The sequence below is a fragment of the Flavobacterium sp. genome, assembly GCF_044377315.1.
Lineage (GTDB): Bacteria > Bacteroidota > Bacteroidia > Flavobacteriales > Flavobacteriaceae > Flavobacterium.
The window spans coordinates 63614-82119 of sequence record NZ_JBILJG010000009.1 but is presented as its reverse complement, the minus strand read 5'-3'; the positions used below and the strand labels follow the sequence as shown (position 1 = coordinate 82119).

Annotated in this window: 18 protein-coding genes; 11 read left to right on the top strand and 7 right to left on the bottom strand. The window is 33.9% G+C overall.

Annotated features, from left to right (window positions below; genetic code table 11):
- From ACIQ66_RS04515 to ACIQ66_RS04495, 5 genes are all read left to right on the top strand, one after another.
- Positions 1 to 939: efflux RND transporter permease subunit (locus ACIQ66_RS04515; RefSeq protein WP_396211616.1), on the top strand; the 939-nt coding region annotated here is incomplete at its 5' end.
- Positions 940 to 948: 9 nt separating this feature from the next.
- Positions 949 to 1254: a hypothetical protein gene (locus ACIQ66_RS04510; RefSeq protein ID WP_396211615.1), complete on the top strand. Its 306-nt coding sequence runs from the start codon at positions 949 to 951 to the stop codon at positions 1252 to 1254.
- Between the two features lie 34 nt (positions 1255 to 1288).
- The gene (locus tag ACIQ66_RS04505) at positions 1289 to 1474 is read left to right on the top strand and encodes a DUF2892 domain-containing protein (RefSeq protein WP_396211614.1); all 186 of its coding nucleotides are present in this window, start codon (positions 1289 to 1291) and stop codon (positions 1472 to 1474) included.
- Positions 1475 to 2004: 530 nt separating this feature from the next.
- The gene (locus ACIQ66_RS04500; protein WP_396211613.1) at positions 2005 to 3045 is read left to right on the top strand and encodes a GMP reductase; all 1041 of its coding nucleotides are present in this window, start codon (positions 2005 to 2007) and stop codon (positions 3043 to 3045) included.
- 175 nt (positions 3046 to 3220) lie between these two features.
- Positions 3221 to 4444, top strand: a complete 1224-nt coding sequence (locus ACIQ66_RS04495; RefSeq protein ID WP_396211612.1) for an MFS transporter — start codon at positions 3221 to 3223, stop codon at positions 4442 to 4444.
- A 288-nt stretch (positions 4445 to 4732) separates the two neighbouring features.
- On the opposite strand, the gene ACIQ66_RS04490 is transcribed toward ACIQ66_RS04495, so the two are convergent.
- Together ACIQ66_RS04490 and ACIQ66_RS04485 are read right to left on the bottom strand one after the other, a co-directional pair.
- The gene (locus tag ACIQ66_RS04490) at positions 4733 to 5092 is read right to left on the bottom strand and encodes a hypothetical protein (RefSeq protein WP_396211611.1); all 360 of its coding nucleotides are present in this window, start codon (positions 5090 to 5092) and stop codon (positions 4733 to 4735) included.
- A 301-nt stretch (positions 5093 to 5393) separates the two neighbouring features.
- Positions 5394 to 6035: an O-methyltransferase gene (locus ACIQ66_RS04485; protein WP_396211610.1), complete on the bottom strand. Its 642-nt coding sequence runs from the start codon at positions 6033 to 6035 to the stop codon at positions 5394 to 5396.
- A gap of 286 nt (positions 6036 to 6321) precedes the next feature.
- On the opposite strand from ACIQ66_RS04485, the gene rlmN reads away from it, so the two are divergent.
- Positions 6322 to 7392: a 23S rRNA (adenine(2503)-C(2))-methyltransferase RlmN gene (gene rlmN, locus ACIQ66_RS04480; protein WP_396211609.1), complete on the top strand. Its 1071-nt coding sequence runs from the start codon at positions 6322 to 6324 to the stop codon at positions 7390 to 7392.
- 550 nt (positions 7393 to 7942) lie between these two features.
- Here rlmN and ACIQ66_RS04475 read toward each other — a convergent pair.
- Positions 7943 to 8809: a hypothetical protein gene (locus tag ACIQ66_RS04475; RefSeq protein WP_396211608.1), complete on the bottom strand. Its 867-nt coding sequence runs from the start codon at positions 8807 to 8809 to the stop codon at positions 7943 to 7945.
- Positions 8810 to 9246: 437 nt separating this feature from the next.
- Here ACIQ66_RS04475 and ACIQ66_RS04470 point away from each other — a divergent pair, with 437 nt between their 5' ends.
- From ACIQ66_RS04470 to dnaG, 3 genes are all read left to right on the top strand, one after another.
- Positions 9247 to 10224, top strand: a complete 978-nt coding sequence (locus ACIQ66_RS04470; RefSeq protein WP_396211607.1) for a polyprenyl synthetase family protein — start codon at positions 9247 to 9249, stop codon at positions 10222 to 10224.
- A 275-nt stretch (positions 10225 to 10499) separates the two neighbouring features.
- Positions 10500 to 11087, top strand: coding sequence for a Uma2 family endonuclease (locus ACIQ66_RS04465; protein ID WP_396211606.1), 588 nt, complete (start codon positions 10500 to 10502; stop codon positions 11085 to 11087).
- Between the two features lie 138 nt (positions 11088 to 11225).
- Positions 11226 to 13226, top strand: coding sequence for a DNA primase (gene dnaG, locus ACIQ66_RS04460; RefSeq protein ID WP_396211605.1), 2001 nt, complete (start codon positions 11226 to 11228; stop codon positions 13224 to 13226).
- Here the strand turns inward: dnaG and ACIQ66_RS04455 are convergent.
- Together ACIQ66_RS04455 and nadE are read right to left on the bottom strand one after the other, a co-directional pair.
- Positions 13212 to 13841, bottom strand: a complete 630-nt coding sequence (locus tag ACIQ66_RS04455; protein WP_396211604.1) for a LuxR C-terminal-related transcriptional regulator — start codon at positions 13839 to 13841, stop codon at positions 13212 to 13214. The genes dnaG and ACIQ66_RS04455 overlap by 15 nt on opposite strands.
- Before the next feature lie 94 nt (positions 13842 to 13935).
- The gene (gene nadE, locus ACIQ66_RS04450) at positions 13936 to 14736 is read right to left on the bottom strand and encodes an NAD(+) synthase (protein WP_396211603.1); all 801 of its coding nucleotides are present in this window, start codon (positions 14734 to 14736) and stop codon (positions 13936 to 13938) included.
- 236 nt (positions 14737 to 14972) lie between these two features.
- On the opposite strand from nadE, the gene gldB reads away from it, so the two are divergent.
- Together gldB and gldC are read left to right on the top strand one after the other, a co-directional pair.
- Positions 14973 to 15932 carry a gliding motility lipoprotein GldB gene (gene gldB, locus ACIQ66_RS04445; RefSeq protein WP_396211602.1) on the top strand — a complete coding sequence of 320 codons (960 nt, stop codon included), beginning with the start codon at positions 14973 to 14975 and terminating at the stop codon, positions 15930 to 15932.
- 111 nt (positions 15933 to 16043) lie between these two features.
- Positions 16044 to 16367: a gliding motility protein GldC gene (gldC, locus tag ACIQ66_RS04440; RefSeq protein WP_298179059.1), complete on the top strand. Its 324-nt coding sequence runs from the start codon at positions 16044 to 16046 to the stop codon at positions 16365 to 16367.
- A gap of 54 nt (positions 16368 to 16421) precedes the next feature.
- Here gldC and ACIQ66_RS04435 read toward each other — a convergent pair whose 3' ends face one another.
- Together ACIQ66_RS04435 and ACIQ66_RS04430 are read right to left on the bottom strand one after the other, a co-directional pair.
- Positions 16422 to 17045 (bottom strand): hypothetical protein, encoded by a 624-nt coding sequence (locus ACIQ66_RS04435; protein ID WP_396211601.1) that lies wholly within the window; start codon positions 17043 to 17045, stop codon positions 16422 to 16424.
- A complete protein-coding gene (locus ACIQ66_RS04430) occupies positions 17042 to 18484 on the bottom strand; it encodes a tail fiber domain-containing protein (protein ID WP_396211600.1) in 1443 nt (480 codons plus the stop codon). The genes ACIQ66_RS04435 and ACIQ66_RS04430 overlap by 4 nt, the downstream gene beginning before the upstream one ends.
- Positions 18485 to 18506 lie beyond the last annotated feature (22 nt).

Genomic DNA, 18506 nt, shown 5'->3' with positions numbered 1-18506 from the left:
TATTTGTTAAAAGAATATCCAATTTCAAATTTATACGATGAAAATTCAAATAATAGCGTTGGCATAGTTCTTTCTTTAGATGACAAAGACAAAACGTCACTTCAAGATATTCAGAATTTAAAAATTAAAGGTAGTCGTGGAAATGTAATTCCTGTTTCCGATTTGGTTAAAGTTAAAGAAGCAGAATTACAAAAAACCATCTACAGAAAAGATCAAAAACGAGTAGTTTATGTAACGGCTGATATGGCTGGAGAATTAGAAAGTCCAGTATATGCCATTTTAGGAATGAACGAAGAATTGCAAAAAATGAAACTTCCAGCGGGTTATAAAGTTAACGAATTGTACATGGAACAACCTTCAGATGAAAGTGATTTCACCGTAAAATGGGATGGAGAATGGCAAATTACGTTAGAGGTTTTCCGTGATTTAGGAATTGCATTTGGAGTAGTAATTGTAATTATTTATATGCTAATTGTAGGATGGTTCCAAAACTTTAAAACACCAATAGTTATGATGATGGCGATTCCACTTTCGTTAGTTGGAATTGTATTCGGACACTGGTTGTTAGGTGCTTATTTTACAGCCACTTCATTTATTGGAATGATTGCTTTAGCAGGAGTAATGGTGCGAAATTCGGTCTTACTTATCGATTTTATTGAAATCCGACTTAACGAAGGTATTCCATTAAAACAAGCTATTATTGAAGCAGGAGCCGTAAGAACAACTCCAATTTTATTGACCACGGGAGCTGTTGTAATTGGAGCCGTAATCATTCTATTCGATCCAATTTTTCAAGGATTAGCGATTTCGCTTGTTTTTGGAGCTATCGTTTCAACAATTTTGACTTTGATTGTAGTGCCGTTAATTTACTACATCACAGAAAGAAAAAAATGGGAAAAACCATCTCAAGTTATAAAGGAAGAAACTCATAACTCATAACTAGAAAACATGAAACTATTGATAATAACAGCAGTAGCCCAATTTGAAAACGAAGTAAAACAAATTCTAAAAAAGGCACAAGTAAAAACGTTCTCTTATCGAGAAGTTACTGGCTACAGAAATACTTCAGAAGATGCCATCGAAAGTAATTGGTTTGGCACAGAAATGAACGAAAACGAATCCATACTATTTTATGCATTTGTAGAAAATGAAAAGATAGATAGTGTATTTAATGCAATTGACGAATTCAATGCAAAACAAGAAACGCTATCACATATCCATTCAGTTATTATTAATATTAAAAAATCGAATTAGAAAAACTATTCACCATTAACTAATTACTATAAAAATGAAAACAAGAATTTTACACGCAGTAGCTGGAACTTTTATACTTATTAGTATTTTATTATCAATTTATGTAAGTCAGAATTGGCTGTGGTTTACTGCTTTTGTAGGGGTAAATCTTTTGCAATCATCAATAACAAAATGGTGTTTGATGGCAGATATTTTGACTAAATTAGGAGTGAAAGATTAACCAAAAAAAATAAAGCAGGGTATAAGTAGAAGTATTCATAATACAAAAAAATGTCTTCTACCACAACTCTGCTTTTTAAACTAAAAAAACGAATTATTCAACCAGCCACCGTAACTTCGAGTATTTTATAAAATGCGTAAGTTTTTTATAAAAAGTATCGAGAACTTAGAAGCTATAAATTATGAAGATTTCTTTAATTTCTTCAAAAAAAACTTTGCAAATCAGCGTTTGCGAAGCATCCATTTCATCCGCGTTCCAATTAAATCTCCCCGTACTTAGCACCTTCTTTGTACTCTTTGCGGTTAAATCCTTATCGCAGTGCTAAATTTCTTCAATCCGTGTTCCAAAAAAATCGCGCAAATCTGCGTTTGCGAAGCATCCGTTTGATACGTGTTCCAATTAAATCATCTCGAATTTCGCGCCTTCTTTTACTAACAATTGTTAATAAATTCCTCCCACATAAACCCAAAAAATAGCTTCTATATTTCTCCGAAAGTAATACATTTGAATATAATGACAAAGTAAACAAAATGAGAATAGAAAACGAACTTAAACTAGGATTTAAAGACGTAATGATAAGACCCAAACGTTCTACACTCAATAGTAGATCGCAAGTGTCGTTAGAACGCGAATTTAAGTTTAAACACAGCACCGCAACTTGGACAGGCGTGCCTATTATGGCAGCCAATATGGATACTGTTGGAACCTTTGAAATGGCATTGGCATTGGCAAAAGAAAAACTATTCTCCTGCATTCACAAACACTATTCTGTTCAAGAGTGGAAAGACTTTATCCAAACAGCACCTTCGTACATTTGCGATTATATTGCCGTTAGCACCGGAACAGGAAAAGAAGATTTTAAAAAAATAGCTCAAATATTTCAAAGCAATCCACAACTTAAATTTATATGTATTGATGTTGCTAATGGGTATTCGGAGCATTTTGTGGGTTTCTTAAAACAAGCACGCAAACAATATCCTGACAAAGTAATTATTGCAGGAAACGTTGTAACTGGAGAAATGGTAGAAGAACTACTATTAGAAGGTGCTGACATTGTTAAAGTCGGAATAGGGCCTGGTTCTGTATGTACTACACGTGTCAAAACTGGAGTTGGGTATCCGCAACTTTCTGCTATTATTGAATGTGCTGATGCTGCTCACGGATTGGGCGGACACATCATTAGCGATGGCGGTTGTGCTATTCCGGGTGATGTTTCTAAAGCTTTTGGAGCTGGAGCCGATTTTGTAATGCTTGGTGGAATGCTTGCAGGACATACAGAAAGCGGAGGTGAACTAATTGAAGTTAACGGAGAAAAGTTCAAACAATTCTATGGAATGAGTTCAGAAACGGCTATGAAAAAACATGTTGGTGGCGTTGCCGAATATAGAGCTAGCGAAGGCAAAACCGTTCAAGTTCCGTTCAAAGGCAATGTCATAGATACTTTACATGATATTTTGGGGGGGTTAAGAAGTACTTGTACTTATGTTGGAGCTTCTAAATTGAAAGAACTAACCAAAAGAACCACCTTCATAAGAGTTATAGAACAAGAAAACAGAATTTTTACCAAGTAGTTCTATATAACTCTATCCCAAACGAAGCGGTTAATCCACCATCTGAGTCCCGAAAAATAAAACCAACTTTTTCCGTAAATTTGCCAAAAATTTATTTCAAGAAAGCAAGTCCTAAATGCAAAAAGAAAAACCATCTTCTATCGCCACTTCAGGTTTTTTCTACAAGAATCCATCATTGAAGATAAAAGAATTTCAAGCCTTTCTAATTTCCCGACTTGGAATCATATTTGCGTTAAACATGCAATCAACCATTTTATATTTTTGGGTATATAGCTTAACCAACAGCAAGCTTTCTCTAGGTTTAGTTGGACTAGCGGAGGTTATTCCTGCCATTGGATGTTCATTAATTGCAGGGCATTATGTAGATCAAAGTGAAAAAAGAAAAATGGTCATTACTTGTATTCTGGGATACATTATTACTTCCATTTGTCTTTTTATTTTAGCATTGCCCTATATAGAAAAACAAACTACCGTTTCGGTCATTGTTGGCTCCATTTATTTTTTTGTATTTATTGGGGGCATATTACGAGCTTTCTATGCGCCATCTATGTTTTCATTATTCGGAATGATAGTGCCTCGCGAACATTATCCTAATGCCACTAGTTGGAGTAGTATGTCCTGGCAAATGGGAGCCGTAATAGGTCCTTTAGTAGCTGGTTTTTTTATAGCATTCTTTGGTGTTTATGTTGGACTTTTTGCAGTAATACTATTTCTACTACTTATCTTTATTCCATTGCTTTCTATTGGAGTAAAACCAATTCTTAAAAGAGATAAAGAGCCTATGCTGCAAAGTATTAAAGAAGGTTTAAAGTTTGTAATACAAACACCAACACTCTTAGCGGCTCAACTTCTCGATATGTTTTCAGTTTTATTTGGTGGAGCTGTGGCATTATTACCCGTTTATCAAAAAGAGATTTTACATGTTAACGAAATGGGATTTGGAATCCTTCGTTCAGCACCCGGAATAGGAGCGTTGTTAATGCTTGGATTATTAGCCTTTTTACCATTAAAAACAAATCCAGGAAAAAAACTCTTCCTTTGTGTAACAGGATTTGCGTTGTCTATTATTGTATTCGGAATATCCACCAATTTTTACTTATCCTTTATTATGCTTTTATTGTCAGGTATGTTTGATTCCGTAAGTGTTGTAATACGAAGTACTATCCTGCAACTAGTAACACCAGACGAAATGCGTGGGCGAGTATCTGCTGTAAACACCATATTTGTAAGTTCCTCTAATGAGTTTGGTGATTTTGAAAGCGGTTTAATGGCGCACTGGTTAGGTACCGTAAGAGCAGTAGTAACTGGTGGACTATTAACATTAGGAGTAGTAGCCTTTACCTACGTAAAAGTTCCTAAATTAAGAAATTTCACCTTTGAGGATAACAAAAAGGATTAGTATTCAGAATTTTACTTTAATAAATAGGACTAACAGGTTTTTAAAAACTGTCAGGTTTATATACAAAACCACTACCGTCACTTTGAGTGTTTTATAAAATGAGCTAGCTTTTTATAAAATGTATAGAGAACTTAGAAGTAATAAATTATAAAGATTTTTTAAATCCGTAAAAATTCTCGTTTGTAAAGCATTCGTTTCATTCGCGTTCCAAAATAATTAGTATTCAAGTCCCTACGTGGGTTTAAAAAAAAGACTAATTCCTTAGTTTATCATTCGTTAGGAATCTCTTCAACTGCCTTCCACCACCTGATTTTCCCTCTTAACCCGTAATTGGGGTTTTCCTTTGTATAAATACACTTCGCCAGAAACACAAATAGTTTTACCCGCCAGATGCGTTACCGGCACATAATTAAAATTTTTTAAATGCTTTTTCTTTATTACAACCGTTAACTGCTGATACGGATACACGTCACCAAAGTTTAGAAAACTATGCTCATGCTCTTGTGTTTTAAACGTGCTTTTTACCTTTTCGCATACTGTAACCGTTTTGCCAATATAATTGCGAATGTCGCTTAATGCTACAGTTGACGTTTGCGCTGTTAGCAAACTAGTGAAACCTATAAATAGCAGAAGTAGTATTTTTTTCATATTTTTATTTTTCTATTTTTTTTCATTCCGTAAGAATCTCATAATCATTATCTGATTTCTACAATATTCTCATTGCTTACCATCTTCTCCCACAATCTTGTCATTCTGTTAGGAATCTCATTAATGTGTTTTGTTCAATTTCTTCAATCTGTCTTCCTTAAAATCCGGTTGAGATTTCCGCCATCTTTGGCTCTTTGTGATTAAAGCTTCAAGTAGAGCACAAAAAAATAGAACTATAAAGACTATATCTTCATGTGGTTAAAAAAATAAAAAAAACCTTCAATCTTTTGTGGTTAAGTCCTTATAGGATTCTAGTAACCGTCAATCCATCACGAATAGGTAACAAAACCGTTTCTACTCTAGCATCCTCATTCAAAAGCGTATTGTACTCAAGCAAAATCTTTGTAGAAATATCATTCGGATTTACATCTTCCACAACTTTTCCACTCCACAAAACATTGTCTGATAAAATAATACCACCTTTATTCATTTTGGGAACAATTAGATTAAAATAGTTGATGTAATTCTCCTTGTCAGCATCAATAAAAACCAAATCAAACGTAGCATCAATAGTTGGAATAATATCTAAAGCCTCACCCAAATGTTGCACAATTCGAGAACCCCAAGGCGACTTATCGAAGTGTTTTCGTTGAAAATCAATCAACTCTTCCTTAATATCAATAGTATGCAAAATACCATTTTCTTGCATACCTTCACACAAACACAAAGCCGAATAACCCGTATAAGTACCAATTTCAAGAATAGTCACAGGACGAATCAACTTAGAAAGCATACTCAAAACACGTCCTTGAAAATGCCCACTCAACATACGTGGAAGCAATATCTTTTGATAGGTTTCTTTATTCAATTGCGCTAAAAGCTCAGGCTCTTTCTGAGAATGTTGCTCAATATAGTGTTCTAAATCGTCGGAAAGAAAATGCATAAGAATAAATTTAAGAAGCAAAAGTACAAAGAACAAATTCCAAAAAGCAAATTCCAAAAGACAAATAATAAATTCCAAAAAAACAACAATTCATAAACCCACCACCACCGTCACTTCGAGTGGTCCGCCGCGGCGGATTGCGCAGCTATTACACAAAAATTGTATCGAGAACTTAAAAGCAATAAAATTGTATAAAGATTTCTCTGATTTACCTAATCTGTATTCCAAAAAAAACATAGTGATCTTAGTGCATTCTTCGAGCTCTTTGTGGTTAGACTCCAAGTCAATGCATCTTCCAAAAAATAACTATCTTTGCCTCATGATGGAGAAAAAAGACATTCGAAGCCTCACCAAAGAACAACTCAGAGACTTTTTTGTAGCCAATGGAGACAAAGCCTTTAGAGGCAATCAAGTATATGAATGGTTATGGAGTAAAGGCGCTCATAAATTTGAAGACATGACTAACGTCTCTAAAGGAACCCGCGCCATGCTCGAATCTAATTTTGTCATTAATCACATCAAAGTTGACACCATGCAGCGAAGTGACGACGGAACCGTAAAAAATGCAGTACGACTCCATGATGGTTTAGTAGTTGAAAGTGTTCTAATTCCAACAGAAACCCGAACAACCGCCTGTGTTTCTTCACAAGTAGGTTGCAGTTTAGATTGTAATTTCTGCGCAACAGCACGTCTCAAAAGAATGCGCAACCTCGAACCAGCCGAAATTTATGATCAAGTAGTGGCTATAGATAAAGAAAGCCGTTTGTATTATAACCATCCTTTGTCTAACATCGTTTTTATGGGAATGGGAGAGCCGCTTATGAATTACCCCAACGTAATGAAAGCTATCGACATGATAACTTCCAACGAAGGGCTAGGTATGTCGCCCAAAAGAATCACAGTTTCAACATCTGGAATTCCGAAGATGATTAAGAAAATGGCAGACGATGAGGTAAAAGTTAAATTAGCTGTTTCGTTACATTCTGCAATAGAGGAGGTTCGTAATAGAATTATGCCCTTTACCGTAAACTTTCCACTAAAAGATTTAAGAGAAAGCTTAGACTATTGGTACAGAAAAACAAAAAGTAAAATTACCTACGAATATGTTGTTTGGAAAGGAATAAACGATAACAAACAAGCCGTTGATGCTCTTGTAAAATTCTGTAAATACGTTCCTTGCAAAGTCAATCTAATAGAATACAATCCAATAGACGACGGCGAATTCCAACAAGCATCCGACGATGCTATCAATTTATACATAACAGAATTATCCAAACACGATATAGTAGCCAAAGTACGTCGAAGCAGAGGAAAAGACATAGACGCTGCTTGTGGTCAATTAGCCAACAAATCATAAGAGGTACGAGGTACGAAATACGAGGTGCGAAATGGTGATATGATAAAATAGGATTGAAGTGCTTCTGGGGATTATGATTTATGCTTCTTTAATTACTAATAAATCAACCCACCACCACCGTTTCACTTCGAGTGTTTTATAAAACGCGTTAGCTTTTTATAAAATGTATCGAGAACATAGAAGCAATAAATCATAAAGATTTCTCTAATCCATGCTCTAAAAAAATCCGTGCAAATCCGTTTCTGCGGAGCATCCGTTTCATCCGCGTTCCCATCCCAAGCGCAGCGCCAAAAACTATGTAACCTATCCCAATCGCAGCGCCAAGAAATAAAACTATAAAAAACTATGTTTCTATGTGGTTAAAAAAAGCCTTCGTGCCCTTCGTGTATTACTTCGTGTCCTTAGTGCTCCAAAAAAATCCGTGCAAATCTGCGTTTGCGAAGCATCCGTTTCATCCGCGTTCCCATTAAACTTTTCTAGTGTACTTTGCGGTTAAACCATACAAAAAAGGCTCCAAAACTGGAACCTTTCTTCTTAAAAGAAATCAATATTAATAACCAAATGTAATTGAATAAGCAACACCATTTAAAGTAAAAATGGCAAGATTATCACACGTACCATCGCCATAATCTAGCGTGGCAACATTATTATTTCTAGTAATAGTTATAACCCCAGACACAAGCAAAGGTTTATTAACCGATATACAGCTCATCTTTACATTAAGAGGCGTTGTAATAGTGCTTGTTTGAACTGTTGTGTTAGGAAAAGTCGTTGTCCAACTTCCAGTAATTTTGTATATATTATCAGCTAAAATGAATGGAGTATTCATACCTTCTATAATCTCTCTAACTCTAGTTCCCACTCTTGTGTAAACATTTCCGTTAGGGAAAGTAGCATTAAAATCCATATTCATTGTTACAATAGGATGCCCGTCAACGGCAGCACTCATGGTTCTTGAAAAAGTTCTAGTTCCGTCAAACTTGATAGCATTATGATAGAAATTTACAAACTGATAAGTGATAGTATGAGTAGTAGCATTCGGTAAATAAGGAATGGTGATTATAATAACACCTTTAAGTACATTTCCATTTGGCATTTCGCAACCACTAGTGCCAAAATTAATCGTTTTAACAATATTCTGACCAACAGCAGGAACACCTGTTTCTGGAACTCTGGTCACTACTGCACAAGCAGGCAAAAATTGTGTGGCAGATGTTGTACCTCTTCCAACAATGCCATCATCTAAGGTAAGTTGTTCTTCCACAATATTCGACACATCATCACTAGCAATGTCAATTTTTGCATTTACTTGCATTTCTTCCGAAGTTATAGTTCCTTTTTCTTCTTTGTCATCTATGTTACAACTATAAAAAGTAAATACTAAAGCTAATCCTAAAATAAATTGTGTTGTTTTCATATTCTATATTTTTTTATGGTTTAAATATTAGACAATTATAATTCAAAAAGGTTTAATTGAGAATTGTTTTTTTTTTGATAAAAGTTTAAAATGTATCGAGAACTTAGAAGCAATAAATTATCAAGATTTCTCTAATTTCTTCAACCTGCCTGTCGGCAGACAGGTCTGTGCTCCAAAAAAAATCCGTGTAAATCCGCGTTTGCGAAGCATCCGTGTAAATCCGCGTTCTATCAAACCTTTGCGAAATTTGTGCCTTCTTCGTGCTCTTTGTGGTAAAGCTTCAAAAGCACAGCGCCAAAAAATAGAACTATATTTCTATGTGGTTTAAAAAAGGAAGAACCGTTTAATTGGTGAGTTAATTTTTTTATTGTCTAAAAGTTAAGTTTACTATAACAACATCATTTGTAAATACAAAATCCTTATTTTTGCTTCCAATAATGAATATAACTTCGCAAATAAAACAACCCATTAATGTAGAGATGGAACTTTTCGAGAAGAAGTTCTTCGAATCCATGTCCTCCAAAGTGGCGTTGCTTAACAGAATCACTTATTATATCGTTAATCGAAAAGGAAAACAAATGCGACCCATGTTTGTGTTTCTAACCGCCAAAATGATTTCAGGCGGAACTGTAAACGAGCGAACTTACAGAGGAGCTTCTGTTATTGAGTTAATTCATACCGCTACTTTAGTTCACGACGATGTGGTAGATGATAGCAACAGAAGAAGAGGTTTTTTCTCTATAAACGCTCTTTGGAAAAATAAAATTGCTGTGCTAGTTGGAGATTATTTACTTTCAAAAGGATTGTTACTTTCAATAGACAATGGCGATTTTGATTTGCTTAGAATAATTTCAGTAGCGGTACGTGAAATGAGTGAAGGCGAATTACTTCAAATAGAAAAAGCACGAAGATTAGATATTGATGAATCGGTTTACTATGAAATCATTCGACAAAAAACAGCAACTCTCATTGCTGCTTGTTGTGCACTTGGAGCAAAATCTGTTTCGGATGACGAAACGCAAGTAGAAACCATGCGAAAGTTTGGAGAACTTATCGGAATGGCTTTTCAAATAAAAGATGATTTATTCGATTATTCAGACGACTCCATCGGAAAACCAACAGGAATTGATATCAAAGAACAAAAAATGACGTTGCCACTGATTTATGCACTCAATAATTGTACTCCAAAAGAAAAAAGTTGGTGCATCAATTCTATCAAAAATCATAACAAAGACAAGAAGCGAGTTAAAGAAGTAATCCAATTTGTAAAAGACAAAAACGGATTATCCTACGCCGAAGAAAAAATGGTTCAATTCCAACAAGAAGCACTAGCACTTATCCAAAATTTTCCCAACTCCGAATACAAAGACAGCTTAACCTTGATGGTTAACTATGTAATTGAAAGAAAAAAATAATCCAATTTTGTCATTCGCCGCGGCGATTCTCATTAAACATTAGTTATTGATTCCACTTTTGGAATTTAGAATTTATTTTTTGAATTTTAAATTCACATTCAACCTTTTTGTAACGAGAATCGTCTATGTAAATAAAAGTCTAATTCAATATCAAAAATCAATTGCAAAAACAATGACCAATAGTGATTTAGATTTGTTTTTAACCCTTTCAGTTTTTTAAAATATGAAAGGGTTTTGTTTAGAAAATAATTCTTAATTTTGAAAAAAATAAAGTTATGATTACCAATATTAATGACTTAGATTTAGAAAAAACCTATTCTTATGCCGATTATCTTACTTGGAAGTTTCAGGAAAGATTAGAGCTAATAAGAGGGAAAATTTTCAAGATGAGTCCAGCACCAAGCACTTTTCATCAAAAAATTGCTAGTAACTTGCATGGGCTTTTATGGTATGAATTCAAAAATCATACTTGCAAATTATTTTCCGCACCATTTGATGTTAGATTAGTTGATAAAAAAAAATCTACCGCCGATAAAGAGGTTTTTACAGTTGTACAACCAGATTTGTGTGTGTTTTGTGATGAAAATAAATTAGACGAAAGAGGTGCTATTGGTGCGCCAGACTTAGTAATCGAAATTTTATCTCCAGGAAATTCTTCTAAAGAAATGAAATACAAATATGATTTGTATCAAGAATCAGGCGTATTAGAATATTGGATTGTAAATCCTGCTGATAAAACATTATTTATTTACGCACTCGAAAACGACATTTTTATTGGGAAACATCCTCTTATTGAAGAAGATATCATTCAAAGTCCACTTTTTCCTCAACTTGATTTTGTTCTTGAGGAAATTTTCAAATAGCATTAAGTTTACACCTAACAAGCCTGCAAGACTTTCTGTTTTTGTAGGCTTTTTTTATTTTTAAATTATGTATTTTTACAAACTTAAAAATTTAGAAGTAGTAAAATAAACTAGTAAACTCTAAACTTTTTTTAAAAATTGATAGCAAGAGAAACCATAGACAAAGTTTTTGAATCGGCTCGAGTAGAAGAAGTCATTGGCGATTTTGTGCAATTAAAACGCGCGGGAAGCAACTTCAAAGGGCTAAGTCCATTTTCTGACGAGCGTTCACCGTCGTTCATGGTTTCGCCAGTAAAACAAATTTGGAAAGATTTTAGTTCTGGAAAAGGAGGAAACTCAGTTGCTTTTTTGATGGAACACGAACATTTTACCTATCCGGAAGCTATTCGTTATTTGGCCAAAAAATACAATATTGAAATAGAAGAAACAGAATTGACTGACGAAGAAAAAGCAAATACTGACGCAAGAGAAAGTTTATATCTGGTTTCAGAATTTGCCAAAAACTATTTTCAAGAAACACTACATAATACCGAACAAGGAAAAGCTATCGGACTTTCGTATTTCAAAGAAAGAGGTTTTACAACCGAAACTATTAAGAAATTTGGGTTAGGCTATTCACCCGATGTTTGGGATGCTTTTTCAAAAGAAGCGTTAGGCAAAGGTTACAAATTAGAATTCCTAGAAAGCACAGGATTAACAATTGTTAGAGATGACAAAAGTGTTTTGGACCGATTCAGAGGTCGTGTAATGTTTCCAATTCAGTCAATGTCAGGACGTGTTCTAGGTTTTGGTGGAAGAATTTTAACACAAGATAAAAAAGCGGCCAAATACCTCAATTCACCCGAAAGTGATTTGTATCACAAGAGTAAAGTTCTCTATGGAATTTTTCATGCAAAACAAGCAATCGCTAAACAAAACAATTGTTATTTGGTAGAAGGTTATACCGATGTAATTCAATTTAACCAAGCCGGAATTGAAAATGTAGTAGCTTCGTCTGGAACGGCTTTGACACCTGAACAAATCAGACTGATTAATCGTTTGACCAAGAATATAACAGTGCTTTATGATGGAGATGCTGCTGGACTTAGAGCTTCTATTCGTGGAATAGATTTAATACTGGAAGAAGGCATGAATGTTCGTGTTTGTACTTTTCCAGAAGGTGAAGATCCAGATAGTTTTGCCAAAAAAGCAACGCATGAAGAATTGATTAAATATTTGGATGAAAACGCTAAAGATTTTATTCAATTCAAAGCCTCACTTTTGATGGACGAAGCCAAAAACGATCCTATCAAAAAAGCCGATTTGATTAGAGATATGGTTGTTAGTATTTCTAAAATAAAAGACAGAATTCAGCGCGAAATTTATATTCAGGAATGTTCTCGAATTATGGATATTTCGGAACAAGTCTTGCTAAATACCTTGGCACAATTACTTCAAAAAGATATTTCTGAAGCCGGAAAAAAACTCAAACAAGAACAAAAATATTTTGAGGTTGTAAAAAATGAAGAAACAATTGCAACCGAAAAAGTAGATGTTCTAAATTTACTTGAAAAGAAAATATTAGAAATTTTACTTATCTATGGGAATTTTGAAATAGAATTTGAAAATGTTTTTATCAAATATGAAGACGAAAAAGAAGTTCAAGTAACAGAAAAAGTTACATCCAAAATTTTTAATCGTATTTATTTAAATCTTCAAGAAGACGAAATTCAATTTGCCAATCCAATTTTTAAAGACATATATGACGATTTAATTGCTAATTATTTAAATAATGACATTTTTGACAGTGAAAATTATTTAAACAACCTAAAGCCAGAGTTTTTACCCGTTGTTACTGATATTTATATGGATGATGAAAAACACCAACTTCATGGATGGTTAGAGAAAAAACAGGTGTTTGTGAAAGACAAATTTAATTCAGAAGTACTAAAGTCTTTAGTTGTTGATGTAATAATCTCATATAGAGAATATCTAATCAATAAACTTAACTCTGAACAAATGATAGAAATATTGAAACCAGAAATTGAAGATAAAACAGAGATTTTATCTTCAATAAATGATTACAACAAGTTGAAAGTCGTTATTTCTAGAAGTATAGGGCGTATTCGACCCTCTTCCTTTTTATTAAACGATTTCTAATGTTTTAGCTTTGTTTACCAAGTCAACAAGATTGGTAACATGTAATTTTTGTAACAATCGTAGTTTGTAGGTACTAATCGTTTTTTCATTCAAAGTTAAGATTTGAGCAATCTCATTGTTTTTCTTACCATCACTCAGGTAACGAAGAACTTCAATTTCTCTGTTAGAAAGTTTACGGTACAAACGCTCTGATTTGTTTTGTTTTGCAATAGCAGCCAAGTTTTTCTTTAGATTTTCATTCATTACAATGTTTCCTTGACTTACACGTGTAATGGCATTTCCTAAGCTCTCTAATTTAGAAGTTTTGTGAACATATCCTGAAACTCCAGCTTTTATTGCATTTGGAGCATATAGTTGTTCTGCATAGTTTGTATAAATAATAAACTTCGTTTTAGGATAGTTTTTTATTAGTGCTTTCACCTCGTATATACTCGATAATCCATCTAAGTCTAAATCTAGAATCAAAACATCAATCTCCTTATCATTTAATACATCCTTAATCATAGAAAAAGTACCAACATTAGCAACTATGTTAATGTTAGCATGATCTTTGAAATAAGATTTCACTCCAAAATGAACAACTGGATAGTTGTCTGCCAAACATACTCTTATCATAATATCATTATTTTAAATAAATTGTTTTAAAAAAAAGTTAACATACAAAATTAGTTAAAAATTAATACAATTCTATTTTTTTATGATTTTTTATTTATTTTTTTTCAATTTTGCAAACAGGTATCGCGTTCATTTTGTGTTTGTTAGATTTGTTTAGCTTGTTGTAAATTTCAAAAATTTCTTTTTCTCTATCAGAAAATTCCACAGGCATTTTCCTGGTTTCTGACGCTAACATAGCCCATTCTAATTCGTCATAACTGGCGCCTAATTGATCTTCATCGGTTCTATCATCGCCAAAAAGTCCATCGGTTGGAGCTGCATTCAAAATTGATTCTGAAATCTTTAAATACCGACCTAATTCATACACTTCTGACTTCATCAAATCGGCTATCGGACTCAAATCTACACCGCCATCACCATATTTGGTATAAAACCCTACTCCAAAATCTTCTACTTTATTTCCGGTTCCTGCAACAAGCAATCCGTATATTCCAGCATAATAATATAAGGTTGTCATTCGCAAACGCGCTCTTGTATTGGCTAACGACAAATTCACTTTGTCAATCGAAACGTCATCGGGAACTTCTTTCTTTAATGTTTCAAAAACTTCGGTCAAATCTGCCGATGCATTGCTTACATTCTTAAATTTCTTTTTTAGCTGTTCAATATGCTCTCTGCCACGGCTTACTTGGCTTTCTGCTTGATGTATCGGCATTTCTACACACAAAACTTTCATGCCCGTTTGCGCACATAATGTAGAAGTTACTGCCGAGTCAACACCACCCGAAATTCCAATTACAAAACCGTTTACTTTTGCATTTGTGGCATATTCCTTCAACCAATTTACTATTTGAGTATTTACTTTTTCAGGATTAATGCCAGTATTTTTTTGCATACTATTAAGAAAATTTAAATTTTGGAAAATGTATATTTGCAAAAATAATATAAATTAACTTAAAATCAATATTGTCATCCTGGGCGTAGTCGAAGGGAGAAGCTAATCCTGCTATTCGTTGCAATCTTTTCTTTTTAAAGAAAAAAAGAAAAGGATTTCCACTGCAAACGTAGTTCACTGAACTCAAATGGAAATTAACACTTTGTGAAGTAATCAGGGCTAAAATAGACCAATCTATGAGAAAAATATTTGTGGTTATTACAGTAACAATCTTTCTGTTTTCGTGCGAACAAAAATCTAAAATAGAAAAAGCTGTAGAAGAAATTCCGCTCGAAATAAAAGTAGAACGTTTTGACAAAGCATTTTTTGAAACTGCTCCTGCCGATTTGCCTAAACTTAAGCAACAATATCCATTTTTCTTTCCAGCAGGAAACGAAGATGCTGTTTGGTTAGAAAAAATGCAACATCCACAATGGAGAGAATTGTACAAAGAAGTGCAAAAAAAATATGGCAATTTTGAAACCGAGACAACTCAAATTGAAGATTTGTTCAAACATATCAAATATTATTTCCCAAAAACCAAAACACCTAAAGTAATCACCATCATTTCCGAAATGGATTACCAAAATAAAGCTATTTATGCCGATAGTTTGGTAATCATTTCTCTTGAACTTTATTTAGGTAAAGATCATAAATTTTATGAATTCCCTAACTATCTCAAGCAAAATTTCGAGCAAAATCAAATCCTTCCAGATATTGTTTCTAGCTTTGCTCCACGGAAAATTGCGCCGCCAGTAGAAGGAACATTCTTGTCATTTATGATTTATGTTGGAAAAGAAATGTACTTAAAAGATATTCTACTTCCAGAAGCACCCGACGATATAAAAATGGGTTATACACCTGAACAAATCAAGTTCTGCCAGGAAAACGAAAATTATATGTGGCGGTTTTTCTTAGAAAATCAGATGCTATACGATACCGATCAAAAATTAGTGCCACGTTTTATAAATCCAGCACCTTTTTCTAAATTTTATTTAGAGATAGACAATGACACACCTGGAAGAGTAGGCGCATGGCTAGGCTGGCAAATAGTACGTTCGTATATGGAAAATAACAAAACATCCTTACAAGACATGCTAAAAATGGATGCCAAAACAATATTCGAAAATTCAAAATATAAACCAAAGAAGGAGTAAGTAGAAATCAGAGTATAGTTTATGTGACCAGTTTGTCATTCCGAAGGAATCTCAAAACTTCCATCTTCCAACTCCCATCTTCCAACACACATCATCCAACACCCAACAAAAATGACTTCAGAAATAAAATTCACAATAGATTTAGACGAAAATCGTGTTCCCGAAAAACTATCTTGGACAGCTCAAGATGGCGGTATTGAAAAAGAAGAGGCAAAAGCCATCATGCTTTCTATTTGGGATAGCAAAGCAAAAGAAACCATGCGTATCGATTTATGGACTAAAGATATGCCAGTTGACGAAATGAAGATTTTTTACCACCAAACTTTAGTTGCAATGGCCGATAGTTTCGAACGTGCCACTGCCGACGAGAAAATGGCGGGAACAATGAGAGATTTTTGCGACTATTTTGCTGAAAAATTGGAGTTGAAGAAGTAGGGTATTGCTTTGTTATTCTGTTCTTCTAGTCTGTCATTCCGGAGGAATCTCTTTTTAAGTTTTACCTAGTTTATCAAGAATTTTTCCTAAACAACCAATTAGTAGAGTGTTAGAAGTTTTGTTTATATTGATGTTGTCAATAACATTTGTAGATTTTTTTGTGTTTGGGTCATCCCAAATAGATTTTTGAGTATTTTTCTGAAATTTGCCAATTACGTGTTCAGAAAAAATGACTTCTTGTGTATTCAAATCTACAATTTCTAGAAATACTTCACTTTCGTTGGTGCCAGGAACTTCTTTTTGATAAAGCTGTAAACCCGCCATGTCGCTTCTGTTTTTTTTGGCGACAATGTTTAGTAGGTAATCAAAATCTGTTCCTTTTTTTAAGTCTTTTAAAACCGATTTAGTAGCTTGAAAATAAGATTTTTGTGCAATTAGTAATCCTTTTTCATTTTTTATATAGGAGAAACGTTGCCCTACTTTTTTACTAAAAAAATCTATTGTTTGAGTTGTTAATGGGTCTTTATTATCGGTTGGGCAGTCTATCTCGTTTAATAGCCATTTGCCATTTGAAAAATCTACACTATAGGGTGTTTTAGAATCTACAAAAATATAGGTGTTTGTTTTGCATGAAATTAATGCAAAGACTAAAAACAATAGAAGCAATTTTTTTATCATTTGTTTTTCTCTAAAGTTTCTAATCTAATAACCAACTCTTGAATCAATTTTTCTTGATTTTTGTTTTTTTCATTTAGCTCTTGAATTGCTTTTACCATTGGAGCAAGCAAATCATTATAACGCACACTTAGCATTCCTTCGTCATCTTTGGTAATGATGCCGTTATCTTTTGCATTGTTGTTATTTAATGTTTGCTCAAGCTCTTGTGCTATAAAACCGTATTCACGTTTTTGTTTAGTAGTTTCAGTATCTTCACTTTTTCTGATATAAGAAACAGGATTAAGTTGGTTAATAAAATCTAAACCCAAATTTGATTTTTTTATATCTTCTTTCCAGCGACCGTCAGACGTAACTGACCAAGCTACTTGTGCGCCTGCATAAGTAACAGCATTGTTGCCTATGCGGACTTGGTTGCTGTCAGTGCTTACTGGTAGTTGCGCGCCACTACCTATTGCAGTATTGTTGTTACCAGTTGTGTTAACATTCATCGCATTATAACCAACAGCAGTATTGTTACTCCCTGTACTGTTTAAAGACATAGTAAGACTGCCAATAGAAGTGTTGTTTGTACCCGTTGTCGTATTAAACATAGCTCTAGAGCCAAAAGCGGCGTTTAAATTTGCTGTTGTAGCTTTGTTTAAACTTCTTTCACCACATGCGGTATTAAAATTGCCAGTAGAATTAAATGCTAAACTTTCACTGCCAGTTGCTGTGTTACTGTTGCCTGTTGTATTACGAAATAAAGATGATGAGCCAATAGCATTGTTATGATGTCCTGTTGTGTTTTGAGACAAGGTTAAACTTCCTAATGCGCAATTTGCATAACCAGTAGTATTATCATTCATTGAAAGTGAACCAATTGCGGTATTTACACCGCCAGTTGTTGTGTTTTCCATAGTAGCATATCCAACAGCTACATTACCTAAACCATTATTGCTCGAGTGTAAAGCTCTAGCACCGATAGCAACGCTGTTTTCGGTGTTACTATTTACATCCATTGCATCAAATCCGAGTACAGTATTGTCTTCACGAATTGAGCCTGCATAAATATTATTTCTTTTAAAAATAAGATTTACATCATTGGTCGTACCAATAAAGTTGCTATTTGTTGCAATATTACCACTTAAATTCCAATCATTTGAAGGCTGGTTATTTGTTATAAGTCTTATCCAGTTAGTGCCTGACCAATAATAAAAACCAGGCGATACACGGTTGGTGCCATTTACAGTGGTGTTTGTATTGTAAACTAACTCAGATATAGTAGGTGTTGCAATAGTTGCGACATTAGTTGCCGATAAAGCTATTCTAGGAATAAGCAAACCATCAGTTGTAGAGCGAACATCTAATGCCGCTTGCGGATTGGTTGTGCCGATGCCAACTTGAGAAAATGTATAATTCCCTATTAGAAATAAAAGGAAAATTAGAGTTTTGAGTTTCATTAATGCACTTTATTAAAATCAA